The following is a 21,124-nucleotide window of genomic DNA, read 5'->3' on the forward strand; positions in this document are numbered from 1 at the left end:
GAAATAAAAGACCGTATTTGCCCGTATAAACTAAATTTTAAATTCTTAGAAATGGATAAAGCACAACCCAACAACCCATTGCTCGGACTTACCTTAAAAACGATACTCGAGTTGTTGGTAGCACACTATGGTTGGGAACGCTTGGCGACGAAAATTAACATCAATTGTTTTAAAACCAATCCCTCCATTAAGTCCAGCCTTACCTTCTTAAGAAAAACACCCTGGGCAAGAGAAAAGATGGAACAGCTCTATCTTAATTTAGATAAGAAATAATTAGTAAATTAGGCTACCAACGAACGGCTTTACAATGTGTGGCAAGCCGTTCTAATACAATCTTATCATGAATAGTATATTCCGAAATCAATTAGTATTCCCTGTACTGCTTTATATTTTGAGCATTGGTTGTGAGTCAAATTTAAACAAGCCAGATATAGCTGAAACTATCGTAACAGACCAAGAGCAAGCATCACTGAATAGTAAATTAGTCGATTTATCCCACGTCTATTCCGATGAAACCATCTATTGGGTGACTGCAAAAGAATTCAGGCTGGATACTGTCTTTAAAGGACAAACCGATAAAGGCTTTTACTATTCGGCTAATAATTTCAGTACCGCAGAACACGGCGGGACGCACATTGATGCCCCCATTCATTTTGCCGAAGGGGGTCAGTCTGTAGATGAAATACCCCTCGAAAAACTAATTGGGGCGGCCATAAAAATAGATGTTTCGTCAAAGGCGCTCAGTAATTCGGATTACCAAATAAGTATTCAAGATTTTATGGATTGGGAAACCAGCGAGAAAACCAAAATTCCAAGGGGTAGTATTGTTTTATTGCAGACCGGGTTTTCAAAGTTCTATCCCGATAAAGAAAAATACCTAGGAACAGCCAATCGCGGTGAAAAGGCAGTACAAGAACTGCATTTTCCGGGGCTGTCTGCCGAAGCCGCCAAGTGGCTCGTCGAGCAACGAAATATCAATGCCATAGGAATTGACACCCCGAGTATCGATTATGGCCAATCGGAGTATTTTAAGAGCCACGTGATATTGCTCTCCCAAAACATCCCTGCCTTTGAAAACCTCACCAATCTAGAGCAACTACCAAATATCGGATTTGAAATAATCGCATTACCCATGAAAATCCAAGGAGGAAGCGGGGCACCATTGCGTATTGTGGCCGTCTTAAACAATATACAAAACCCTTAGTGATATAAGAATTCGGATGAATCAGACAATGGTAATGCGCTAGTGGTTCAACTATTTAGGGTTTCAATTTTAGGCTATCTACCTACTTCAGTATGAAATATTTATCTGCTAGAGTGATCAGAAATGCCTAACTTGAAAAAAAATAAGATATGCCAATTTTCATGGATCGCCACGAAATACCAACCGATTTAACCGCAGAACACGTGGCACAAATGCATCAGGCAGACCTCAAGGTACAGCATTTGTTTGATTGCAAGGGGATGACCTATTGGTGTGATGAAAAAAGGCGTACGGCATTCTGTCTAATTGAGGCGCCAAACGAACAGGCAATTCAGAAAATGCACGATCATGCACATGGTGACTTACCCCACAGTATCATTGAGGTCGATGCACATATCGTCGAATCGTTTCTCGGACGAATTGAGGACCCACAAGATGTAGAGCAGGCATTGATGAATGCCATCACCGATCCGGCCTTCCGCGTTATCATGGTGATTGAAACCAGCAATTACCTGAATAGGGTTGAGGCCAATCAATTCAGCATTTTTACACAGAAGTTTCACAATAGCGCTTCAAAAGCATTCAAACAGTTTTCGGGAAATGTGGTGAACAAGGATAATAATACCTACCTAGTTTCATTTAAAACAGTGACCGATGCGGTGCTTTGCGCCTTAAAGATACAGTACAACTTCAAGTATGTGACGCCAAAACACGAGTCGTTTAATCGAAGATTGAAAATAGGGATTAGTTCGGGTGCACCGGTTGCTAAAAAGGCGGGTATCTTTGGTGATGCCATCGCATTGGCCACACATATGTGTGAGGTCGTCAAGGATCAGGTGGTAATTTCTTCGGAAGTGGCTACGTATTACGACAAAGAAAATAACAGTGCGATCATCGATGAGGAATTGATACGTTCGCTACATCCGGAAGAAGAGAAATTCCTGACAGAGCTTATGGAGTACACCGAAGCCAACTGGAACAAACCCTCTTTCAACGTGGCTACTTTCAGTAAGGATATGGGGTACAGCAAATCGCAGTTGTATCGAAAACTCATGAACCTATCCGGAAAGTCACCTAACAATTTTATTAGAGAATTTAGATTGCACAAAGCCCTGTCTTTATTGCACAGTCAAAAAGGGAGTATTGCTGAAGTGGCCTACGAATCGGGGTTTAACAGTCCTACCTACTTCTCAAAGTGCTTCTTAAATACCTACGGTATCCTTCCCTCCAAGTACATCCAACAACATATTGCTTAGGTCCTCTTCCGATGGAAACTTCCCATGCATCAAATGTGTGATTCTTTGAATTATATGTACTGTGATGTTGTTGTTGTCTCACCTAGTTTTGATGCATAAATAACTTCAACTAACAAATCCAAAGAATTATGACAACTGAAATTAAAGACCTTGATAGTACTACCATCGAGGCATTTGCAGCGCAATTAAGAGGAAGTCTTGTGACTTCTAAAGATGCCGGCTACAACGAAACCAGAAAGGTGTACAACGCAATGATCGATAAACGCCCGGGGCTTTTTGCCATGTGTGTGGATGTGGCCGATGTCATGGCATCGGTAAATTTCGCTCGAGACAATGGTGTTTTATGTGCGGTACGAGGCGGAGGCCATAACGGGGGCGGACTGGGATTATGCGATGGTGGCTTGGTGATCGATCTATCCGGACTTAAATTTATACGTGTAGACACGGCAAATAATACAGTACGTGTTGGCGGAGGTAATCTATGGGGGGAAGTGGATCATGCCACACATCCTTTCGGATTGGCAGTTCCTGCCGGGATAATTTCCAGCACAGGCGTTGGAGGTCTTACCTTGGGAGGTGGCGTTGGTCATCTTTCCAGGAAGTACGGTTTGACAATAGACAACCTACTAGAGGCAGATATGGTCTTGGCCGATGGTTCTTTTGTAACCGTAAACAAGAACCAACATCCCGATCTTTTCTGGGCGATAAGAGGGGGTGGTGGTAACTTTGGAATTGTTACCTCCTTTAAATTTCAGGCACACCCCGTTAAAACAGTAATAGGCGGTCCTACCTTATGGCCTATCGAACGCATTGAAGAGATCATGGCATGGTATCATGAGTTTATTCAGCAGGCACCCGAAGAATTAAACGGATTTATTACTACCATGATCATACCCGGACCACCCTTTCCGGATAGCTTACACAACAAGCAGTTCTGCGGAATTGTTTGGTGCTATGTGGGAGATCCTGCCCACTTCGATACACTTTTCCAAGCGGTACGTGATAAAGCACCTATTTTTGAGCATATAGGGGAAATGCCGTATCCCATGATACAATCCATGTTCGATGGCATGTTGCCCCATGGCTTGCAATGGTACTGGAGAGCCGATTTCTTTACCGAATTAGGCCCCGAGGTCCGGGCACAACATCTTAAGTTCGGGTCGAGCATACCAACCCCCCTGTCTCAAATGCATTTGTATCCTATTACAGGAGCAGCGAGCAGAGTAGGGAAGGAAGAAACTCCCTGGGCGTATAGAGATGCCAAATATGCAGGGGTAATTGTAGGAGTAGATCCCAATCCTGCCAACGCGAACAAGATCACGGACTGGTGTAAAGCCTATTGGGAAGCCTTACATCCCTATTCATCGGGAGGTGCCTACTCCAATTTTATGATGGACGAGGGACAGGAGCGGGTACAGGCCAGCTATAAACACAATTACAACAGACTGGTAGCAATCAAGCGAACCTACGATCCTTCAAATGTATTTAGGGTAAACCAAAACATCAAGCCATAATGGGTAAAGTGCTTTATTAGAGTTAGTTGATGTTGATCTATTGTTTGTATTGCCGAACTGACAACTGCAAATCCCGCCATGTTGTAAGCATCGAAATATATAGTATTTTTACAAAGCTAATATAAACTAAGCATGCAAGAGGTACAGGATATTCTCAATCAGGTAATCTTCACCATAGGTACCTATTCGTTAAAGGTAGGTATGGTTGTCATGATTTTAATGACACTTATACTTACCCGAGTACTTTTGTGGATCATAAAAAAGATGCTTTTCCGGCGGTCCAATGTAGACGAACAGGAGCGCGGTAATATTCTGGCCGTATACCAAATTATCCGCTATTTCATTTGGATAGGCGCCTTCGTAATAATCATAGAGACCTTGGGAGTTAAAGTAACCTTGTTGCTTGCCGGATCGGCAGCCTTGTTGGTGGGGATTGGACTTGGCTTACAACAGACCTTCAACGATATTATTTCGGGCATTATATTGCTTTCAGAACGCTCCATAAAAATAGGCGATGTGCTGGAAGTGGATGGCGATGTAGTTCAAATACAGGCCATAGGCGTCCGTACTTCCAAGGCACTCAATACAGACGACATTTCTATTATTATCCCTAATTCGCTTATTACTACGAGCAAGGTGATCAATTGGAGTCATCAAGACACGAAAACACGCTTTCGGATAGATGTTGGGGTGGCTTATGGAAGTGATGTGGACACAGTTATACAAATACTGGAAGAGAGCGCCTTGGAGCATGACGCTGTGCACGATCGTGATCTGGCGGAGGGTAGACTCATGGGGTTTGGACCTTCATCGCTTGAATTTCAACTGTTGTTCTTCAGTAAAAATACCTTCCGAATTGGTTCCGTAAAAAGTGATATCAGACGAATCATAGTGCGTAAGTTTCATGAAAACAATATTGTGATTGCCTTCCCGCAACTGGATGTGCATCTCATAAAAAATCAGGCTGCTTCAACCAAAGAAACACCTCCTGCTTAGTGGTAACGCAATCGTAAAACACGGTGAACTACTTTGTGAAAATGTTCCTTTTGCTGCCGCTATGTTGAATGTTTTTCTTTCATAGACTAAGAATATTCTCTCACCTTAGTTCGTTATATAGCAAATGGGATGGTATTTGTTACATCAGTTTGTATGAAATATAGCAGCTTTTTACCCGTATTGTTTCTAACCTTTTGCATAACTTTTATGGGTTGTACAACCGGAGGCCCGGGAATCTCTTGTGAAGACGGACTTGGCTTCGACGGTGATAGCGGTGATGTATTACTAACTTCTCAAGGCGATGTGAATCGGTTCGGACTTACAGGTGATACCCATATTAGAGGAACCCTTTTTATCGTATACTGTTCCGATCGTGGGAGTCAGAATATCACCAACCTAAACGCACTTAACCGAATCACGCAAATTGATGGTAATCTTGTTATTTCTGAATTAAAGGAACTTACCTCCATAACGGGATTAGAGAACTTAATTAAAGTGGGAGGAACCGTGCATCTTAACGATATCCCGAAGCTTACCAACCTGCGAGGACTTCACAATCTTGCTGAAATAGGAGGGGAGCTGCACCTTGGTATGGTGACTTCCTTGGAGAATTTGGACGATTTGAATCATCTTACCACTGTTGGCGGACTTCGATTGTGGGCGAATGCCGATGTAAATCATATAGATGGTCTTGCCGGCCTACGGGAACTATCAGGGGTTATACATATTGAACAGAATGATATGCTCTCACAAATAAACGGACTTCAACATATCGAAACCTTCAGGGTAGAAGATCTTTTTGTTGGCCACAATGCAAATCTTGTGAGTTTGGAAGGCCTGGATAATCTTAGTGCCATTAAATACTTCAACAGCATACATGAAGCCGGTGTTCGTATTTATAGGAATCCAAAACTAACAACCTTAAACGGACTGGACAATCTACAGCTGGTGGAAGGCAGTATTGAGGTGCGATGGAATAAAACGCTTGCCAACATAGAAGGATTAACAGGTATTACAGCTGCTAACGGACTCCTTTGGATTACCGAAAATGAACGATTGACAACACTGCAAGGACTTCGGAATATCACCGGTGTTACCGGTAGTTTGGCTATTTATGACAATGACTTGCTCACCAACTTGGAAGGATTAAATGCAATGGAACAGCTGGGTATTTCATTAGATATTTCAGACAACAACAGCCTTACCAATCTCTGTGCCTTGACGAATTTGGTGACCCATCTCGATGAAGGAACTACCTATACGGTTGAAAACAACGCCTATAACCCTACCAAAGAAGATATTTTAAACGGGGATTGCGAATTGTAAAGCTCGTGACGCACTAGTAAATCCTATGCAAACCATGCATTATTCCTATCGTAAAAAATAAAATACGCCTGATATTCAACACTTTAACGTAATTTTAGTGTTTCCAAGAATATTTAACCTACCTTTGCATCGTTAGTTAAACAGTCAGCTTTTCTTTTTTTATTATTCTTCCAATTTTAATCAATCCTTTGCTTTCTACAATACGCTATCAGTTGCAACGCTATTTGCGTTACTACGCTTGAATCTGTGGTTTGAAATCAATTTATAATTCAACCATCACCATACTTCAAGCCTACTAATCTGAATTGGCACATCGCTTCATCACAATAATGGATAGGTTACATCATGCTAGCCTTCTGCATTCATTGAATATATTGTTCTGAAGTAATGGAAATAATAACAAAATTAAAAAGCAGTATATCGAACATCCCATTTTTTCACGGAGCATAGATTCCGATTTTTCAAAAACCTTGAGGAATCGTGTAAACACCTATTTTAAGACAGCAAATACGAGCAGGAACGCAAATACAACCATGGTGATTAAAACCATCGTCATGTTGGCCTTGTTTTTTGTTCCCCTTGCTTTTCTTGCCACAGGGATGGTGACAAGCACCTGGCTGCTTTTCGCACTGTATATACTCAGTGGTCTGGGAATGTCCGGTATTGGGATGGGCATTATGCACGATGCCATTCACGGATCCTATTCAAAAAATAAAAGGACCAATACCCTATTGGGCTATACCTTTAACCTCATTGGCGCCAATGCAACGGTTTGGAAAATCCAACACAATGTATTGCATCATACCTACACCAATATAGACCATGCCGACGATGATATCAACGCGCCCTTTTTTCTGCGATTTTCGCCCCATGCCAAACACTATTGGGTGCATCAGTTTCAGCATATTTATATCTGGTTCTTTTATGGAATTTCAACCATCTCCTGGATAACGACCAAAGATTTTGTCCGACTAAAGCGCTATCGGAAAATGGGGTTTTTAGACAAGAAAAACGAATTCCGGAATACACTCATTGGTATGATTGGTTGGAAACTGCTGTATTACTCCTATGCGATCGTATTACCCATGATCTTTATACCGTTGCCATGGTGGCAGATCCTGTTAGCGTTTCTGAGTATGCATTTTATAACCGGATTATTGGTGAGCATTGTATTTCAGTTAGCACACATCATGCCTGACAATGAATTTCCGCTTCCCGATGCGAACAGGAAGATGAATGCAGGTTGGTATGGACATCAATTTGCCACAACCACCAACTATGCGCCTAAAAGCAAACTGATTTTCTGGCTTATTGGCGGATTAAATTTTCAAGTAGAGCATCATGTATTGCCGGATGTATGTCATGTGCATTATGCCAAATTAACCAAAGTAGTAGCTCAAACCGCACGCGAATTCGGTATGCCGTATCATGTAAAAGGAACACTGGTCGAAGCACTCCGAGATCATGTCAAAATGCTGCGTTCGTTAGGTAGAAAAGCGAAAGTAATGAGCCCTGTTGTAGTATTGGGTTCAGAGTAACAATTTAAAAACAAAAATTATGATTAAACAATTTATAAATAAATTAATAAAAACCAATAAAGTAAACAAAATGAAAGAAGGTACAGTAAAATTTTTCAACAACGCCAAAGGATTTGGATTCATTAACATCAAAGATTCTGATGAAGACATCTTTGTGCATTCAACCAATCTTATTGACGATATCAAAGAAAATGATCAAGTAACGTTCGACGTTGAAAAAGGAGATAAAGGACTAAGCGCCGTAAAAGTGCGTTTGGCCTAGACAATTCAAATTTTTAGAATTACAAAACCATCTGTTATAAGCAGATGGTTTTTTTGTGCTATACATTCATAAAATTATACTTTCTCAAAGACCAGGCGGTAGTGATCCATGACCTCTCGCTCGAAACAGACACGGTTCGGACTCACTTTAAAAATTGCCACCAAATGCCTAAATTCCTTGTCGGTGAAGTACCTTGGAATTAGGGATAAGTAGAGCCAGTATTTTTTAAGATGGAATTTCCTGAATTTCTTCCTCCATTGGGCAATGGTTTCAATATAGTCTAGCCTTCCACTGCTTTTGGAAATTAATTTAAAGCCGGGCGCTGCACATTGAATGACCATTTCGGGGCCATAGGGAAGCCAGGAACCGGGAAACTGTTTTACCATCAGTGCCATGATATAGGCAGTAGATCCCTTTTCGGCCTTAACGTCCAATTCCTCAAAATCGATCATATTCTTGCTAAATACCATGGTTTGCATATAAAACCGCCCACCCACTGGCAATAGGTCGTACAAGGTTTTAAAGAAATCACTATACACCGCTTCCTGTTTGCCTGCCTGCCATTCTTCCACCGAACAGAAATGCTCCAAGCCGCCTATACAAGTAATGGCGTCGAAGGTTCCAAATTGGTCGGGCTTTACATATCGACAGTCTTGAACCAGGACATTATAGCCATTCTTCTGGCAGGCATCTGCCTGCCCCTGTGAGAGGGTAAGGCCAATACTTTCAGCCCCTCGATCGTGTGTAATAAAACGTGTAAAAGGTGCCCATCCACATGCCATATCAAGGACCTTACTGCCTTTGGTGATACGGAGGCTGTCGGCGATAAACTTATGCTTTGCCCTTTGGGCTTCCTCCAAGGTCATAGCAAAATCACCGTCGTATTTCGCCCCACTGTAGTCGCCTGTTTCTCCCATACTCAATCGAAATATCTCATCGATGGTGGTATAGGTAAAATCTAAATCCTTTTGTTCTGCCATGTTATTTTATGTTGTTAAGACGTCCTAAGGAAATTTCCATGCGACTATCCTGCTTTGCTTATGGCCCTGTTCCATGGCAATGGTGCGATGGCTGGCCTTTAGTTTGTCTAGTTGTTTATAAATTGGTTTTAGATGCTCGCTTTTTGAAACCAGCGTGGTAAACCATCCCACCTGTGTTTTAAACCCAACACTCTGCTTTATCATTCGCTTGATAAAAAGTGCTTCGCCTCCGTTACACCATAATTCGTTGGCCTGTCCGCCAAAGTTGAGCACAATCTCACTTTTGGTCCGATAAGGCGCCTGGTCACCAAGATTGCGTAGCTTTCGCAGCGTTCCCTTTACGGCCTCTTCTTCCGAAGCGTGAAAAGGTGGGTTGCACATGCTGAAGTGGAAGTATTCCTTTTCGTGGATCACCCCATCAAATATATTGGCATTGTTGGCTTGTAGCCGAATCTCAATACGATCTTTTAAGACTTCCGAAGCTTTTACATTTTCCTTGGCCGAAGCCACTGCTGCTGGATCATTATCAACACCCACCATCTGCCAATCATAGATCCGGCTGGCAAGAATAGGATACACACAGTTGGCACCCACACCTATATCCAAGCCCGTAATGTTAGTAGCTGTTCCGGTTTCCGAAAGTAAATCGTTTAGATAATGTATATAATCGGCTCTACCGGGAATAGGAGGGCAGAGGTAATGCGGAGGAATATTCCAGTCGGTTAAGCCATAATGATGCTTTAAAAGCGCCTTGTTTAGCTGTAACACCGCCTCGCTGTCGGCAAAATTAATGGTGTCCATACCTGCTTTTCCCAAATGGGCATATTGGCCCAAGGGAGGATGCGCCTTGATCAAGGCCTTAAAATCGTATGGAGCACTATGAATATTATTGGGATGCAAACCTCGCAGCTATTGAGGTGTGAAGCTACGATAATAGTAGCAGCTTTCGGCTGTATTTTAGGAGATTCTCCGTTTGGGTGTTAGTCCGAAGGAGTTCTGCAACTAAGTTTACAATAGGGTATCGATAATTCCAAGGTCTGGTATTCGCAATACTATCTTTCTCCTAATTGGGACTATTCACAAAGCTCGATAAGGGGTCTTATTTTGTGTAGTTCTTCCCAAATAGCCCTATCAAAGGCCTGGGGTGAAAACCGAAATACAAGCAAGGCCTTTTGTGTGGCTCGACAGAATTGCTGTTCTATTCGAACCTGCAAGCTCATCATAGCCCTGCTTCGAAACGAATCGTGCGTATGTACAGTCCCTTCAAATAGAGCGGTATCATCTTTAATTTCAGTTGCAGTAAGTAGGCTCGTACTGGGAGGAATTTGTTTGCCTTTTTCCTTGTTTACGGCCTGCATCAACCCATCGAAATACTTCTGTAGATCCTGCTCCAATTGAGAAGCCGTTAAGCTGGAACTCGCATCAATATACCAGGCAAAGGCATAAGACCAAAACTGAGGGCTTTCTCGGTCTCCCCAACCGGGCGGAAAATGAGCTTCCTCATAACCACTGTACGTTAAGGTTTGTGCAAACCCAATGGGAAAATGGAAAATCTCCTTGGTCCAAGTAGAATCTACTACCAAGAGCATGGGTGGTTCCTGCTCTTGACTACTTCCTGTTAACACACAGCAGTGTACGAACATACATAAAAATATCTTTTTCATACTATGGCTAAAATTGTAAGCAAAGTTCAAACGCAATGGCTGAGCTAATTCCTTTACTTTATTATTATTTTTTTCCTATCGGAATTAGCATTTCATTACTTCAACGTGCAGTTCGCCTGCCTCGTATTTAATAGTGATGGGTATTCTTTCGAAGGTACACCGTGGTTCAATGGTAAAGCGAATCTCCCCCTGCACATGAAAGTTGGCTTCCGAATCTCGCTGAAGGCGTTGCGTATAGGTGGTATTCGATCGTACCCAATTCACCGTCCCGTTTACGAAGGGATGTGGATCGAACTCTTCCACCGAAGGAGGCGACTCCTTCAATTTAGCAATGGGAAAGAGTGTATTCGAGTCTTCTAAATAGACCGTGAATTTTCCCGAAAAATCCCGCTTGGCGTTTGGGGAAACAAAGAATGCCCCATTGAATAACTCCATTCCTACGATGAGCTCGTACACATCTATATCTACACGTGCCATTTGTAGTGATAGCTCATAGGGATCTTCATGGAACTCGATCATGTGAATGGGTTTTGTGATCGGGTACTCGGTAGTCTGCAGCATGGCCATACTATCTGCCTGCGTTTCTACTACTTGCTGTTTTTCCGAATTGCACCCCATACATACTATAAGCAGCATACTTCCTATTAACTTGTTCATTTTCTGATTTTTTAAATGATGAAGTAAAACTATGGCTACGTTGGCAGAAAAGTGTCAAAAGAATGTAAAAGAAGTGTCAAACTTTTTAAAAAGTCCTCAATTTATGTGTTATTTACAGCATATTATGAATACTTCCACCCAAATCCTTGTAAAAAAGCTACTTGTATTGCTGCTGATTGCAGGACTGACTTCCTGTACAAAGGAGCCCAATACCGAATTCTCCGAAAGTGTAAAAGTGTCGCTACGCGATGTAGGCCATCGTTTATTATTGGCCGATCAAGATGCTACCTCCTTGGTAAAGCCGGTAGTGGCTTTGGACGACTATAGATACCAAGTATCCTTCGAACTGCCACTGGCCATCTATCCCGACAGCCTGGTGGACATCATTAAAAGCAGTTTTAAAAAGGCAGGGCTGCCATCCTACTACCTGACGGAGGTCATCCGCTGTGAAGATGGAGAGGTAGGCTATAGCTATGAGGTAAAACAGGAGGAAGAAAAAGGAATCATTCCCTGCCGCGGTCGAAACCTCCCCAAAGCCTGTTATACCGTACATGTGCGATTCACAAAACTCCCCGAATCTCCAACGAGTATTCCAAACTATGTATATGCCCTGGCCTTAGGCGGATTGCTGCTGTTGGTCTTGGTCTTTTATAAAAAGAAGAAGCGGATGGTCCCAACTACAGACGACAACTTTGCTGCTCTGGGCCGATTTAAATTCTACCCCGACCAAAACATGCTGATAAAAGAAGCCACCGAAATTAGCCTGTCGAAAAAGGAATGTGATATCCTCCAAATATTTATTGCCAAACCCAACCAGATCATCACCCGGGACGAACTCACCAAACGCGTTTGGGAAGACAACGGGGTGATTACAGGGAGAAGTTTAGATACCTATATCTCGAAATTGCGCAAGAAGTTACAAGATGACGACTCCATTAAACTCACCAACATTCACGGGGTGGGCTATAAGCTGGAAGTGAATTTGTAACTAGAAAATAGCACGGCTACTACCAAACTTCCCAACCACCAACCAAGGTTTTATCCCAATAGTGTACCGCTGTCTTCCAGAAATTTGTATTTTTAATATTCTTATATAGTTAACTAACCAATAAACATAGGTATCATGAAAACAACAAGCGTTAAGGCGTACGGCACGGAAGCTCCGGAAGCCGATTTAAAACAATTCAATATCAATAGACGAGAAGTAACCACATCCGATGTAGAAATCGACATACTGTGGTGTGGCGTGTGTCATTCCGATCTGCACTTCGCGCGCAACGATTGGGGGATGACCCAATATCCGGTAGTACCCGGACACGAAATCGTAGGCAAGGTCACCAAGGTAGGAGCCGGGGTATCCAAATACAAGCTCGGCGATCTGGTAGCAGTAGGCTGTTTGGTGGATTCCTGCAGAACCTGTGCCAATTGTAAGGACGATCTGGAACAATATTGTGGCGCCTGGGTTGGGACCTATGGTGGCTATGATAAACACCTAGATACCAATACACACGGTGGCTATTCCGAAACCATCGTGGTGGACGAAGCCTTTGTGCTTAGTGTCCCTGAAAACATAGACCCTGCCGGGATTGCGCCCGTATTATGCGCGGGGATCACTACCTGGTCACCCCTGCGTCACTGGAAGGTGGAAAAGGATAGTAAGGTAGCCGTAGTAGGTCTTGGCGGACTCGGACATATGGCAATCAAACTAGCCGCGGCGCTTGGCGCCCACGTTACCCTGTTTTCAAGATCTTCGAATAAGGTACAGGATGCGAAAGCCTTGGGAGCAGACAAAGTGATTATCTCAACAGATGAGGCACAAATGGAGCAGGCCATGGGGCAATTCGATCTTATCATTGATACCGTTCCCTATGCACACGATCTCAATCCGTATGTAGGTACCTTGAACACCAACGGCACCCTGGTGGTAGTGGGTTATCTGGGGCCCTTAGACCCGATGTTGGTGACCGTCCCTATGATCATGGGGCGCAAAGCAGTAGCGGGATCCTTGATAGGCGGTATCGCCGAAACCCAGGAGTTATTGGATTTCTGTGGCAAGCACAATATTACATCCGATATCGAAATCATTAAGATGCGGGATATCAATACAGCCTATGAGCGCATGCTCAAAAGCGATGTGAAATACCGCTTTGTCATCGATATGAAGTCCTTAAAAAGCTAAGTTACAGGCCTTCCGTTTTACTATATTTATTAAAACCAATAGCATTATGAAAAATCTTCTGTATCTCTCGGCAATGGCCGTTTTAGTTTTGGCATGCAAAGACAAACCCGCCGAGGCGACGCCCGATCCGGTTGTCTTCGATGGCATTTCAGCAACCATAAAGCCCGGAGACGATTTCTTTCATCACGTCAATAAGACGTGGTACGACAACGCGGTCATCGATGAAGATCAAGTAGGAGTGGGGTCCTACCGCTTTTTAAACATTCCACAGCAAAAGTTGTTGCAGGACATTTTGGAAGAAGTATCCCAAGAAACCCATCCCAAGGGGAGTATAGAACAGTTGGTAGGCGATTTCTATGCTTCGGGTATGGATACCCTAAGTATCAATGCCCGTGGGACTACGCCCATACAGCCCATTCTAGATCGCATAGAAGCCCTACAGGATGTTCCGGCAATGATGACCTTTGTCGCCCAGCAGATACGAAGCGGGGATTACTCCATGATCTATCCCTATATCTCGGCCGATCAGAAAAACAGTGCTATGAATATTGCACATTTTGTGCAATCGGGTCTGGGACTGCCCGATCGTGATTATTACTTCGGAACAGATACCTCGGTGACTGCCATTCAGGAGGCGTATAAAAAATACCTGAGCAGCCTGTTCGAACTGATAGGCGAACCCAATGCCGAAGCACAGGCAACCACCGTATACGAAATCGAAAAACAACTGGCCGAGGCGCACAAAACACGGATCGAACGCAGAGTGGTAAAAGAAAACTACAACAAACTGGCCGTAGCAGAACTTCAGAAAAGCCAATCGAATATCGCTTGGAAAAACATGCTCGAGACCCTGGGGATGGCAGTTGATTCGGTGGATGTGGGGCAGCCTGCCTATTATAAAAAGCTGGATGCCATGTTGAAATCGGTGCCTCTGGAACAATGGAAACTATATCTAAAGGCAAATTCCATAGGGACCCATGTCAATATCCTAAGTCGGCCCTTTCAGGATGCAGCCTTCGAATATAGCAAAGTGCTATCGGGCCAATCGGTACAGCAGTCCAGATCCAAACAAATGGTGCGCCGTGTCGACCAGCAGATAGGGTTTGCACTGGGGCAGATCTATGTAAAGCGATACTTTAATGAAGACGCCAAAAAGCGTGCCTTAGAGCTAGTTAACAATTTTCAGAAGACCTTGGAAAAGCGAATTAACGAGCTCGATTGGATGAGCGACAGCACCAAGCTCAAGGCAAAAGACAAGCTCTGGGCCATCAATAAAAAAATAGGCTACCCCGATGTCTGGCGTACCTACGATGTGACCATTGACCGTGCTACCTTTTTTGAAAATGTAGTGGCCCTGCGGAAAGAAGAGTATCAATACGAACTCAACACACTTAACAAACCGCCCAATAGAGACGAGTGGCATACCACCCCCTCTACGGTGACGGCCTATTACAACCCTTCTCTAAACGAAATTGTCTTTCCCGCAGGTATACTGCAAGCCCCTTATTTCGATCTATATGCCGATGATGCCGTGAATTACGGGGGCATTGGTATGGTGATAGGGCATGAGTTTACCCACGCCTTCGACGATCAAGGAGCGCAGTTTGACAAGAACGGAAATGTAACCGACTGGTGGACCGAAGCTGACTATACCAAATTCAAGGAAAAAACCCAACAGATCATTGATCAGTACAGCGCGTTTACGGTATTGGACAGCGTACATTTAAAAGGAGCCCTTACGGTAGGGGAAAACACCGCAGACAATGGAGGTATTGCAATTGCCTTCGATGCCTTTAAACTTACAGCACAGGGACAGGATACCACAAAGATTGGCGGGTATACTCCCAACCAGCGCTTCTTCTTATCGGTTGCGCGAATTTGGCGCGTAAAGACCCGCGACGAGTTTTTACGCAATTATGTGGCTACCGACCCACATTCGCCTCCTATTTGGCGTGTGAATGGGCCACTGATGAATTTTACACCCTTTTATGAGGCCTTCAACGTACAAGCCGGCGAAGCCAACTTTAGACCCGTAGAAGAACGGATCAAGATTTGGTAATTCGTGTTGCTTTCTAAAGGTTTCTGTCATGGTTAGTGCCATACATGGAAGTATTTTCTTACGAATTCCATGTACGATTGCCACCAAAAACCCCGTTTTATAGAAGTTGTCCAATACCTAAATGATTGGTTAGCAGCTAAAAAGAACACAGTTATGGCAGAAAATAAGGGCATTATAAAGATAAAAGGCAAATTAGGCCCGTTGTCCTTTTATAACTCCAAGCGTAAAAAGAACCTGGTGAAATGGTCTTCGGGGCATTCGGGAGATACCATCAAAAACGATCCGGCCTTTGCCAACGTACGTAAGAACAACAATGAGTTTGGTGGAGGGTCTGTAATCAGTAAGGCCCTACGCCAAAGCTGGGGGCCTATGGGCCGTCAATTTCAAGATTCCTATATGGCAGGCCGACTTACAAGTGCTTGTCGAAAACTAATTATCCAAAGTTCGGGCGACTGGGGAATTAGGGAAGGCAACCTGCGTACGCATGGGAATCAATTAATTGGATTTGCATTTGATAAAGAACAGCCTTTTTCGTACGGTTTTAGCGGTGCCTTTCAAGCCGACTTTAAAGCAGATCGCTCACAATGTATACTAACCTGCAATCCGTTATATCCAGAGGACTTTGCAAACAAACCCGCCCAAGCTACCCACGTTCAATTTACGGCAGCAATCAGTCTGGTGTCCAATCACTATTGGAACAAAGCAGCCGAAAAATACCTGCCAAAAGTCCCGAAACAAAATGCCCTGGGCAACATACAGACTACAGGCTTTCTACCCATTCATGAGCTGCCAATAGCCATGGAGTGGGTGCTGAATACCCCTAACGATGCCATTCCACAAGCCAATGTGGCCTGTGTGGTAACATTGGGTATATCCTATGGGGTACTGCACCATCGCATAGAAAGGCTAAGAAGCGGCCAAACCATGCACATTCTAAGTGTGGTGTAAGAAAATACCATCAAATCATTAGTTGTGTACGACCTAGGGCCTTGTAGGAAAGGGCTACTCATTTGTAAGGTTCACCCGTGTTTCACCCGTGTTTCACCCATGTTTCACCCATGTTTCACCCATGTTTCACCCGTAGTAAAGGGTAGGATACTCCCGGTATACTACTAGGGTACGTATAGGGTACTGTCACTCATAAATTAGGTGCTGCTAAATCAATAGGGAAGTGGGTAAAATACCGCTCGGTAGGGACGGTAAATTTTCGGCTTACAAAACGGCCTAAAACCACATATTTCGGGATATGGCAGATAATGTATTGAATATCAATGCGAAATAATCTTAGGAATATCAAAAAAAATTGCCTAATTTCCCTCTATCTTACTTAGGCAATAGAATATATACCCGAACAGGGTGCTTAAAATGTTCCTCCCAAATCGACATTTTAATAAATCTGGAATACTTTAATTCAACATACAATTAACTAACCTTAAAAATTTAAATTATGTGTAATGGAGGACCAACAAAGATCATTGTAACTGTTTCGGCAACCACGGCAAATCCGGCACCACCGGGTCTATCCGATGGCGTAACCTCACTTCCAATTGGCGGGGGAAATGATGCCGCATTCACCACCGTCGTAGTTGCAGGCCAGCAAATTCAGTTTGTACCGGCCGGTGATATTACCGAGATTACTGCAATTCAAGAAGGCTCGGGATCAGACATCTTTAAGACCGATCCTACCGCCGCCAATAATTGGACCGGCGTAATAGGTTCCTTGCCGGCAAGCGACACACGCGAGTATACCATTTTCTATAACGTAAAAGGAGCTCCCGGCAATCCGTATCGTCAGGATCCTAAGCTTCAGATGAAGGTGTAATTCGATATTTCTTGCTTACACCATCCCCTAAGTGTGCCTATGTGGATACTAGTTTCACCTCTATAGTTGAGACTAACGATACCGTATAGGCTATGCTTTTTTGGTGTAAAGAATCTAAGTGTTAAAAATGGGTATGGCAGCATTGCAAAACGAAATAAGTCCCGAAGACCTCTGGTATATTCTAAACAATCCCTGGAGTATCTCGGAAGTAGAATGGAGAATTCGTGATGAAAACAACCGTACCGCCATGTTTTCGTATATTAAGGAACTACTCCAAAAAACGAAGGACGGTGGCTATTCCAAAATTTGGAGAACCGAAAAGGACGAACCCATAGCGCTGCTGGGAGGCTATAAGGTGGCCGATAAGAAATTTACCACCTTCCTTATCTGTAGCCATCATTACGACGAGCATGTGATGAAGCTGAGCTTCGAAATGCGAAAGACCTTAAAGGAAAAAGCAGCACATTATCAGGGATATACCCTAGGCATCCACTCGGTATCACCGCATCCCGACCTGTTTACCTGGTTGCGATTCCTGGGTTTTACCTATATGCCGGAGGGAAACAAAGGAGATTGGCGCTATTTTGAGTTTGTAGCCCCACCACCTAAGACAGAGCAACTATAAAAACGGATACCGACCATGATTTTTAAGCGAAGATCATTCCTATTGGCGATTGGACTCTTTTGTCTGATGTGCTTCAGTATGGCTGCTCAGGATCAGAAATACACCGACAGCCTTATCAATTTGTACGAGTCGGAAGCCTATCAAGGCGACAAGCTCGCCCTGCTCAAGGCAATTGCCGAAGAAGAATCCAACCCCGATAGAAAACATGCCTATGCCGAACTACTCATACAAGAGGCGGCTTCCGATTCCCTCTTCGATTATTTGATCAGCGGACACCTGCAAAAGGGGAATGCCCTCCACCTCCAAGGCGATTATGACGAGGCAATCACCTCCTATTTTGTGAGCATAGGCCATGCCAAACGCATAGACGATACCCGGGCCGTGGGGGCCGTGACCATCGCCGTGGCAAATATCTATTCCGAAATAGGAAACGCCGTCAATGCCGAACTGTATTACAGTCAGGGCATAGAAATACTCCGAAAAACAGACGACAAGGCGTCTCTGGCAAGCGCCTTGCTAAACGCCGGAGACGAGGCCTTTAATGCCAAGGACTACGAAAAGGCCCTGCTGTATTTCGACGAGTCGGGACTTATCTTTAAGGAAATCGATTACCTCATTGGCACCGCCTATAATTTGGGAAATGTGGGGATGGTACATGCCGAACAAGGAAAGGACGAACTGGCCGAAAAAAATATCAACGACGCCATTATTTTACTGGAAGAGTTAGAAGACTACTACGGTATTTCGATCTACCTCACCTATATGTCCGATATCTATTTCAGACAAAACGATTTTCCCACCGCCTTGCACTATGCCAAGCGAAGTTTAGAATTGGCCACCCGCCACGGTTTGAACAATCAGATTAGCGATGCCAATCTAAAGCTTTCCGAATTGTACGAAGCACAGGGCGATCCGGCCAGCTCTCTGACCTATTTTAAAAACCATATCGTCTATAGGGACAGCGTCATGAACATCGAAACCGTTCAAAAAATGGCCGATCAGCGCACCAATTACGAGGTGTCACAGAAACAGATCGAAATAGACCTGTCCGAACAGAAAAGAAAGAGCCAGCGTATTCTGGTGATTGCTACCATAATCGCACTGTTCCTCATTGGACTGTTGGCCGTGGGGCAATTCAGGCGTATTATTTATATACGGAAAACAAAGCAGATTATTGAAGAAGAGCGGGACAAATCAGATCGCTTGCTGCTCAACATACTGCCGGAAGAAACCGCCGAAGAACTAAAACGCAACGGCAAGGTCACCGCCAAGAAATACGCTTCCACCACGGTGCTATTTACCGATTTTAAAGGCTTCACCAGTTATTCGGAAGGGCTGTCCCCGGAGGCCTTGGTAGAGACCGTTGGCTTTTACTTTTCCGAATTCGATGCGATCATCGAAAAACACGGCTTGGAAAAAATCAAGACCATAGGGGATGCCTATATGTGCGCCGGTGGCCTGCATCACGATACCCAGGATCACGCCACTCGAATGGTCAAGGCCGCTTTCGAGATTGTCACCTTTGTGGAAAAGACAAAGAAAGACATCACGGCCAACGAACTCAGCTTCGACATCCGTATTGGGATCAATTCGGGGCCTGTGGTAGCCGGGGTGGTAGGAACCAAGAAATTCGCCTACGACATCTGGGGAGATACGGTCAATGTGGCCTCGCGGATGGAATCCATGTCGGAACCGGGGAAGATCAATATTAGTGAGACCACCTACGAACTGGTCAAGGATAGCTGGGATTGTGTATACCGCGGTGAAATTGAGGTGAAGAATCGGGGCAGTTTGAAAATGTATTTTGTCAATGCCAATGGTAGGGACGCCTAATTCTAATTCCATGCTGCCATACCACGCACCTTAGGCTACGGCATCTAATGTGAGTAAATCGAGCGCATAAAATAAAATCTAATTTCAGCTGAAGCGATTAAGAGTGGATTATCGGTATGAAAAAGTATATTGGAGCGGTACTACTACTTTTAGCTTTCCAGAGCACTTTTGGACAGTCGAACCCCGATTTTTATAGTCTGAAAACACACTATGGTTTTATCATTTCTCATTCCGATGAAGTAAAGTCCATCTCCCAATCCAATCCCTATGGGATCCAATTAGAATACAGCCGACTCAAAACAAGCGATAAAGCCTGGAAGACCTGTTATTGCTACGGCCGTACGGGGCTGTCCTTTTCGTATTTTAATTATGCCAATCCTCAGGTTTTGGGAAGTGCCTATAACCTAATCTATTTTATGGAACCGTACTTCGCCTATAAAGGCCCTTTCAAATTCTCAATGAGAGGCTCCATTGGTGCCACCTATTTAACGACACCCTTCCGTGCAACTACCAATCCTCAAAACCTGCTGTTTAGTTCTCATTTCAGTTTTTATTTGGCCATGTCACTCAATCTTAACTATCATCTTAATGAAAACTACGCCATAAACCTATCGGCAAACTACAATCATATTTCCAACGCTAGTCAGAAACAGCCCAACAAAGGCATGAACTTTCCTACCGTATCGGTAGGTATCGATAGGATGATCAATTTTGACGGCTTGGTAACTAAGCCAAGAGAATTAAGGAAACAGGAAAGATCCACCGGCTATTATGTGGGCTCCTTTTTAAGTTTACGATCCACCGGTAAGGACGAAGCATCGACCAGCCATCTGCTTGTGGGAGGTATGGGTGGTGCCTTACAACCACTTACCGATATTAATGGGATTAATGGAGGCGTAGAACTTTGGTACGACTATGCCAATGCCAAGATCGCCGAGCGCGATGGACTGGCCGATTCGGCCTTTTCGTCTGCAGTGCTTGTGGGGCATCATTTTCGGGTAGGTAATTTTTATTTTCTCCAACAAGTGGGTGCCTATATCACCCGGCCTAAAACCATCGAACCCAGATGGATCTACCAGCGGTATTCCTTTTGGTATGGCATTGGAAGGTCGAAACGATGGACTATTGGGGCATCCTATATTGTGTATGGTACAGACGTAGATCATTTGGATGGACGGTTGTTGTATATGATAGATTAAAAGCACCGTA

The 21,124-nt window shown here is 43.9% G+C and carries 20 protein-coding genes; 16 read left to right on the forward strand and 4 right to left on the reverse strand.

The window, feature by feature from the left end:
• The first annotated feature begins 51 nt into the window (after positions 1-51).
• The 8 genes from K8F54_RS01720 to K8F54_RS01755 all read left to right on the forward strand — a co-directional run bounded on the left by K8F54_RS01720 (position 52) and on the right by K8F54_RS01755 (position 8,096).
• Positions 52-273: a VF530 family protein gene (locus K8F54_RS01720; RefSeq protein ID WP_290786181.1), complete on the forward strand. Its 222-nt coding sequence runs from the start codon at positions 52-54 to the stop codon at positions 271-273.
• A 67-nt stretch (positions 274-340) separates the two neighbouring features.
• Entirely contained in the window at positions 341-1,204 is an 864-nt protein-coding gene (locus K8F54_RS01725) for a cyclase family protein (protein ID WP_290786184.1), read from the forward strand.
• A 149-nt stretch (positions 1,205-1,353) separates the two neighbouring features.
• The gene (locus K8F54_RS01730) at positions 1,354-2,460 is read left to right on the forward strand and encodes a nickel-binding protein (protein ID WP_290786188.1); all 1,107 of its coding nucleotides are present in this window, start codon (positions 1,354-1,356) and stop codon (positions 2,458-2,460) included.
• Between the two features lie 128 nt (positions 2,461-2,588).
• Complete coding sequence (locus K8F54_RS01735; protein ID WP_290786191.1) at positions 2,589-3,974, forward strand: FAD-binding oxidoreductase; 1,386 nt, start codon at positions 2,589-2,591, stop codon at positions 3,972-3,974.
• Positions 3,975-4,106: 132 nt separating this feature from the next.
• On the forward strand, positions 4,107-4,970 hold the full coding sequence (locus K8F54_RS01740; RefSeq protein WP_290786194.1) for a mechanosensitive ion channel domain-containing protein: 864 nt from the start codon (positions 4,107-4,109) through the stop codon (positions 4,968-4,970).
• A gap of 153 nt (positions 4,971-5,123) precedes the next feature.
• A complete protein-coding gene (locus tag K8F54_RS01745) occupies positions 5,124-6,296 on the forward strand; it encodes a hypothetical protein (RefSeq protein WP_290786196.1) in 1,173 nt (390 codons plus the stop codon).
• Positions 6,297-6,766: 470 nt separating this feature from the next.
• A complete protein-coding gene (locus K8F54_RS01750) occupies positions 6,767-7,834 on the forward strand; it encodes an acyl-CoA desaturase (protein WP_363299047.1) in 1,068 nt (355 codons plus the stop codon).
• A gap of 70 nt (positions 7,835-7,904) precedes the next feature.
• Positions 7,905-8,096, forward strand: a complete 192-nt coding sequence (locus tag K8F54_RS01755; RefSeq protein ID WP_290786198.1) for a cold shock domain-containing protein — start codon at positions 7,905-7,907, stop codon at positions 8,094-8,096.
• Positions 8,097-8,170: 74 nt separating this feature from the next.
• Here the strand turns inward: K8F54_RS01755 and K8F54_RS01760 are convergent, their stop codons facing one another.
• The 4 genes from K8F54_RS01760 to K8F54_RS01775 all read right to left on the reverse strand — a co-directional run bounded on the left by K8F54_RS01760 (position 8,171) and on the right by K8F54_RS01775 (position 11,397).
• Positions 8,171-9,076, reverse strand: coding sequence for a class I SAM-dependent methyltransferase (locus tag K8F54_RS01760; protein WP_290786200.1), 906 nt, complete (start codon positions 9,074-9,076; stop codon positions 8,171-8,173).
• Positions 9,077-9,100: 24 nt separating this feature from the next.
• Positions 9,101-9,976, reverse strand: coding sequence for a 23S rRNA (adenine(1618)-N(6))-methyltransferase RlmF (gene rlmF / locus K8F54_RS01765; protein WP_290786202.1), 876 nt, complete (start codon positions 9,974-9,976; stop codon positions 9,101-9,103).
• A gap of 173 nt (positions 9,977-10,149) precedes the next feature.
• The gene (locus K8F54_RS01770) at positions 10,150-10,740 is read right to left on the reverse strand and encodes a hypothetical protein (RefSeq protein ID WP_290786205.1); all 591 of its coding nucleotides are present in this window, start codon (positions 10,738-10,740) and stop codon (positions 10,150-10,152) included.
• Between the two features lie 84 nt (positions 10,741-10,824).
• Positions 10,825-11,397 carry a hypothetical protein gene (locus K8F54_RS01775; protein WP_290786208.1) on the reverse strand — a complete coding sequence of 191 codons (573 nt, stop codon included), beginning with the start codon at positions 11,395-11,397 and terminating at the stop codon, positions 10,825-10,827.
• Between the two features lie 31 nt (positions 11,398-11,428).
• Here K8F54_RS01775 and K8F54_RS01780 point away from each other — a divergent pair, with 31 nt between their 5' ends.
• From K8F54_RS01780 to K8F54_RS01815, 8 genes are all read left to right on the forward strand, one after another.
• Entirely contained in the window at positions 11,429-12,385 is a 957-nt protein-coding gene (locus tag K8F54_RS01780) for a winged helix-turn-helix domain-containing protein (RefSeq protein WP_290786211.1), read from the forward strand.
• 135 nt (positions 12,386-12,520) lie between these two features.
• Entirely contained in the window at positions 12,521-13,576 is a 1,056-nt protein-coding gene (locus tag K8F54_RS01785; protein ID WP_290786214.1) for an NAD(P)-dependent alcohol dehydrogenase, read from the forward strand.
• A gap of 46 nt (positions 13,577-13,622) precedes the next feature.
• Positions 13,623-15,635 carry a M13 family metallopeptidase gene (locus K8F54_RS01790; protein WP_290786217.1) on the forward strand — a complete coding sequence of 671 codons (2,013 nt, stop codon included), beginning with the start codon at positions 13,623-13,625 and terminating at the stop codon, positions 15,633-15,635.
• A 153-nt stretch (positions 15,636-15,788) separates the two neighbouring features.
• Positions 15,789-16,583, forward strand: a complete 795-nt coding sequence (locus tag K8F54_RS01795) for a hypothetical protein (protein WP_290786220.1) — start codon at positions 15,789-15,791, stop codon at positions 16,581-16,583.
• A gap of 499 nt (positions 16,584-17,082) precedes the next feature.
• A complete protein-coding gene (locus K8F54_RS01800; protein WP_290786223.1) occupies positions 17,083-17,457 on the forward strand; it encodes a hypothetical protein in 375 nt (124 codons plus the stop codon).
• A 133-nt stretch (positions 17,458-17,590) separates the two neighbouring features.
• Positions 17,591-18,082 (forward strand): hypothetical protein, encoded by a 492-nt coding sequence (locus tag K8F54_RS01805; protein WP_290786226.1) that lies wholly within the window; start codon positions 17,591-17,593, stop codon positions 18,080-18,082.
• A 15-nt stretch (positions 18,083-18,097) separates the two neighbouring features.
• Complete coding sequence (locus tag K8F54_RS01810) at positions 18,098-19,915, forward strand: adenylate/guanylate cyclase domain-containing protein (RefSeq protein WP_290786229.1); 1,818 nt, start codon at positions 18,098-18,100, stop codon at positions 19,913-19,915.
• A gap of 116 nt (positions 19,916-20,031) precedes the next feature.
• Entirely contained in the window at positions 20,032-21,114 is a 1,083-nt protein-coding gene (locus tag K8F54_RS01815) for an acyloxyacyl hydrolase (protein WP_290786231.1), read from the forward strand.
• Positions 21,115-21,124: the final 10 nt, after the last annotated feature.

The organism is Altibacter sp. (genome assembly GCF_019913785.1).
GTDB lineage: Bacteria > Bacteroidota > Bacteroidia > Flavobacteriales > Flavobacteriaceae > Altibacter.

Coding starts and splice junctions, on each gene's coding strand:
- K8F54_RS01720 (WP_290786181.1), top strand. CDS start 52: ATGGATAAAGCACAACCCAACAACCCATTGCTCGGACTTACCTTAAAA.
- K8F54_RS01725 (WP_290786184.1), top strand. CDS start 341: ATGAATAGTATATTCCGAAATCAATTAGTATTCCCTGTACTGCTTTAT.
- K8F54_RS01730 (WP_290786188.1), top strand. CDS start 1,354: ATGCCAATTTTCATGGATCGCCACGAAATACCAACCGATTTAACCGCA.
- K8F54_RS01735 (WP_290786191.1), top strand. CDS start 2,589: ATGACAACTGAAATTAAAGACCTTGATAGTACTACCATCGAGGCATTT.
- K8F54_RS01740 (WP_290786194.1), top strand. CDS start 4,107: ATGCAAGAGGTACAGGATATTCTCAATCAGGTAATCTTCACCATAGGT.
- K8F54_RS01745 (WP_290786196.1), top strand. CDS start 5,124: ATGAAATATAGCAGCTTTTTACCCGTATTGTTTCTAACCTTTTGCATA.
- K8F54_RS01755 (WP_290786198.1), top strand. CDS start 7,905: ATGAAAGAAGGTACAGTAAAATTTTTCAACAACGCCAAAGGATTTGGA.
- K8F54_RS01760 (WP_290786200.1), bottom strand. CDS start 9,076: ATGGCAGAACAAAAGGATTTAGATTTTACCTATACCACCATCGATGAG.
- K8F54_RS01770 (WP_290786205.1), bottom strand. CDS start 10,740: ATGAAAAAGATATTTTTATGTATGTTCGTACACTGCTGTGTGTTAACA.
- K8F54_RS01775 (WP_290786208.1), bottom strand. CDS start 11,397: ATGAACAAGTTAATAGGAAGTATGCTGCTTATAGTATGTATGGGGTGC.
- K8F54_RS01780 (WP_290786211.1), top strand. CDS start 11,429: ATGGCTACGTTGGCAGAAAAGTGTCAAAAGAATGTAAAAGAAGTGTCA.
- K8F54_RS01785 (WP_290786214.1), top strand. CDS start 12,521: ATGAAAACAACAAGCGTTAAGGCGTACGGCACGGAAGCTCCGGAAGCC.
- K8F54_RS01790 (WP_290786217.1), top strand. CDS start 13,623: ATGAAAAATCTTCTGTATCTCTCGGCAATGGCCGTTTTAGTTTTGGCA.
- K8F54_RS01795 (WP_290786220.1), top strand. CDS start 15,789: ATGGCAGAAAATAAGGGCATTATAAAGATAAAAGGCAAATTAGGCCCG.
- K8F54_RS01800 (WP_290786223.1), top strand. CDS start 17,083: ATGTGTAATGGAGGACCAACAAAGATCATTGTAACTGTTTCGGCAACC.
- K8F54_RS01805 (WP_290786226.1), top strand. CDS start 17,591: ATGGCAGCATTGCAAAACGAAATAAGTCCCGAAGACCTCTGGTATATT.
- K8F54_RS01810 (WP_290786229.1), top strand. CDS start 18,098: ATGATTTTTAAGCGAAGATCATTCCTATTGGCGATTGGACTCTTTTGT.
- K8F54_RS01815 (WP_290786231.1), top strand. CDS start 20,032: ATGAAAAAGTATATTGGAGCGGTACTACTACTTTTAGCTTTCCAGAGC.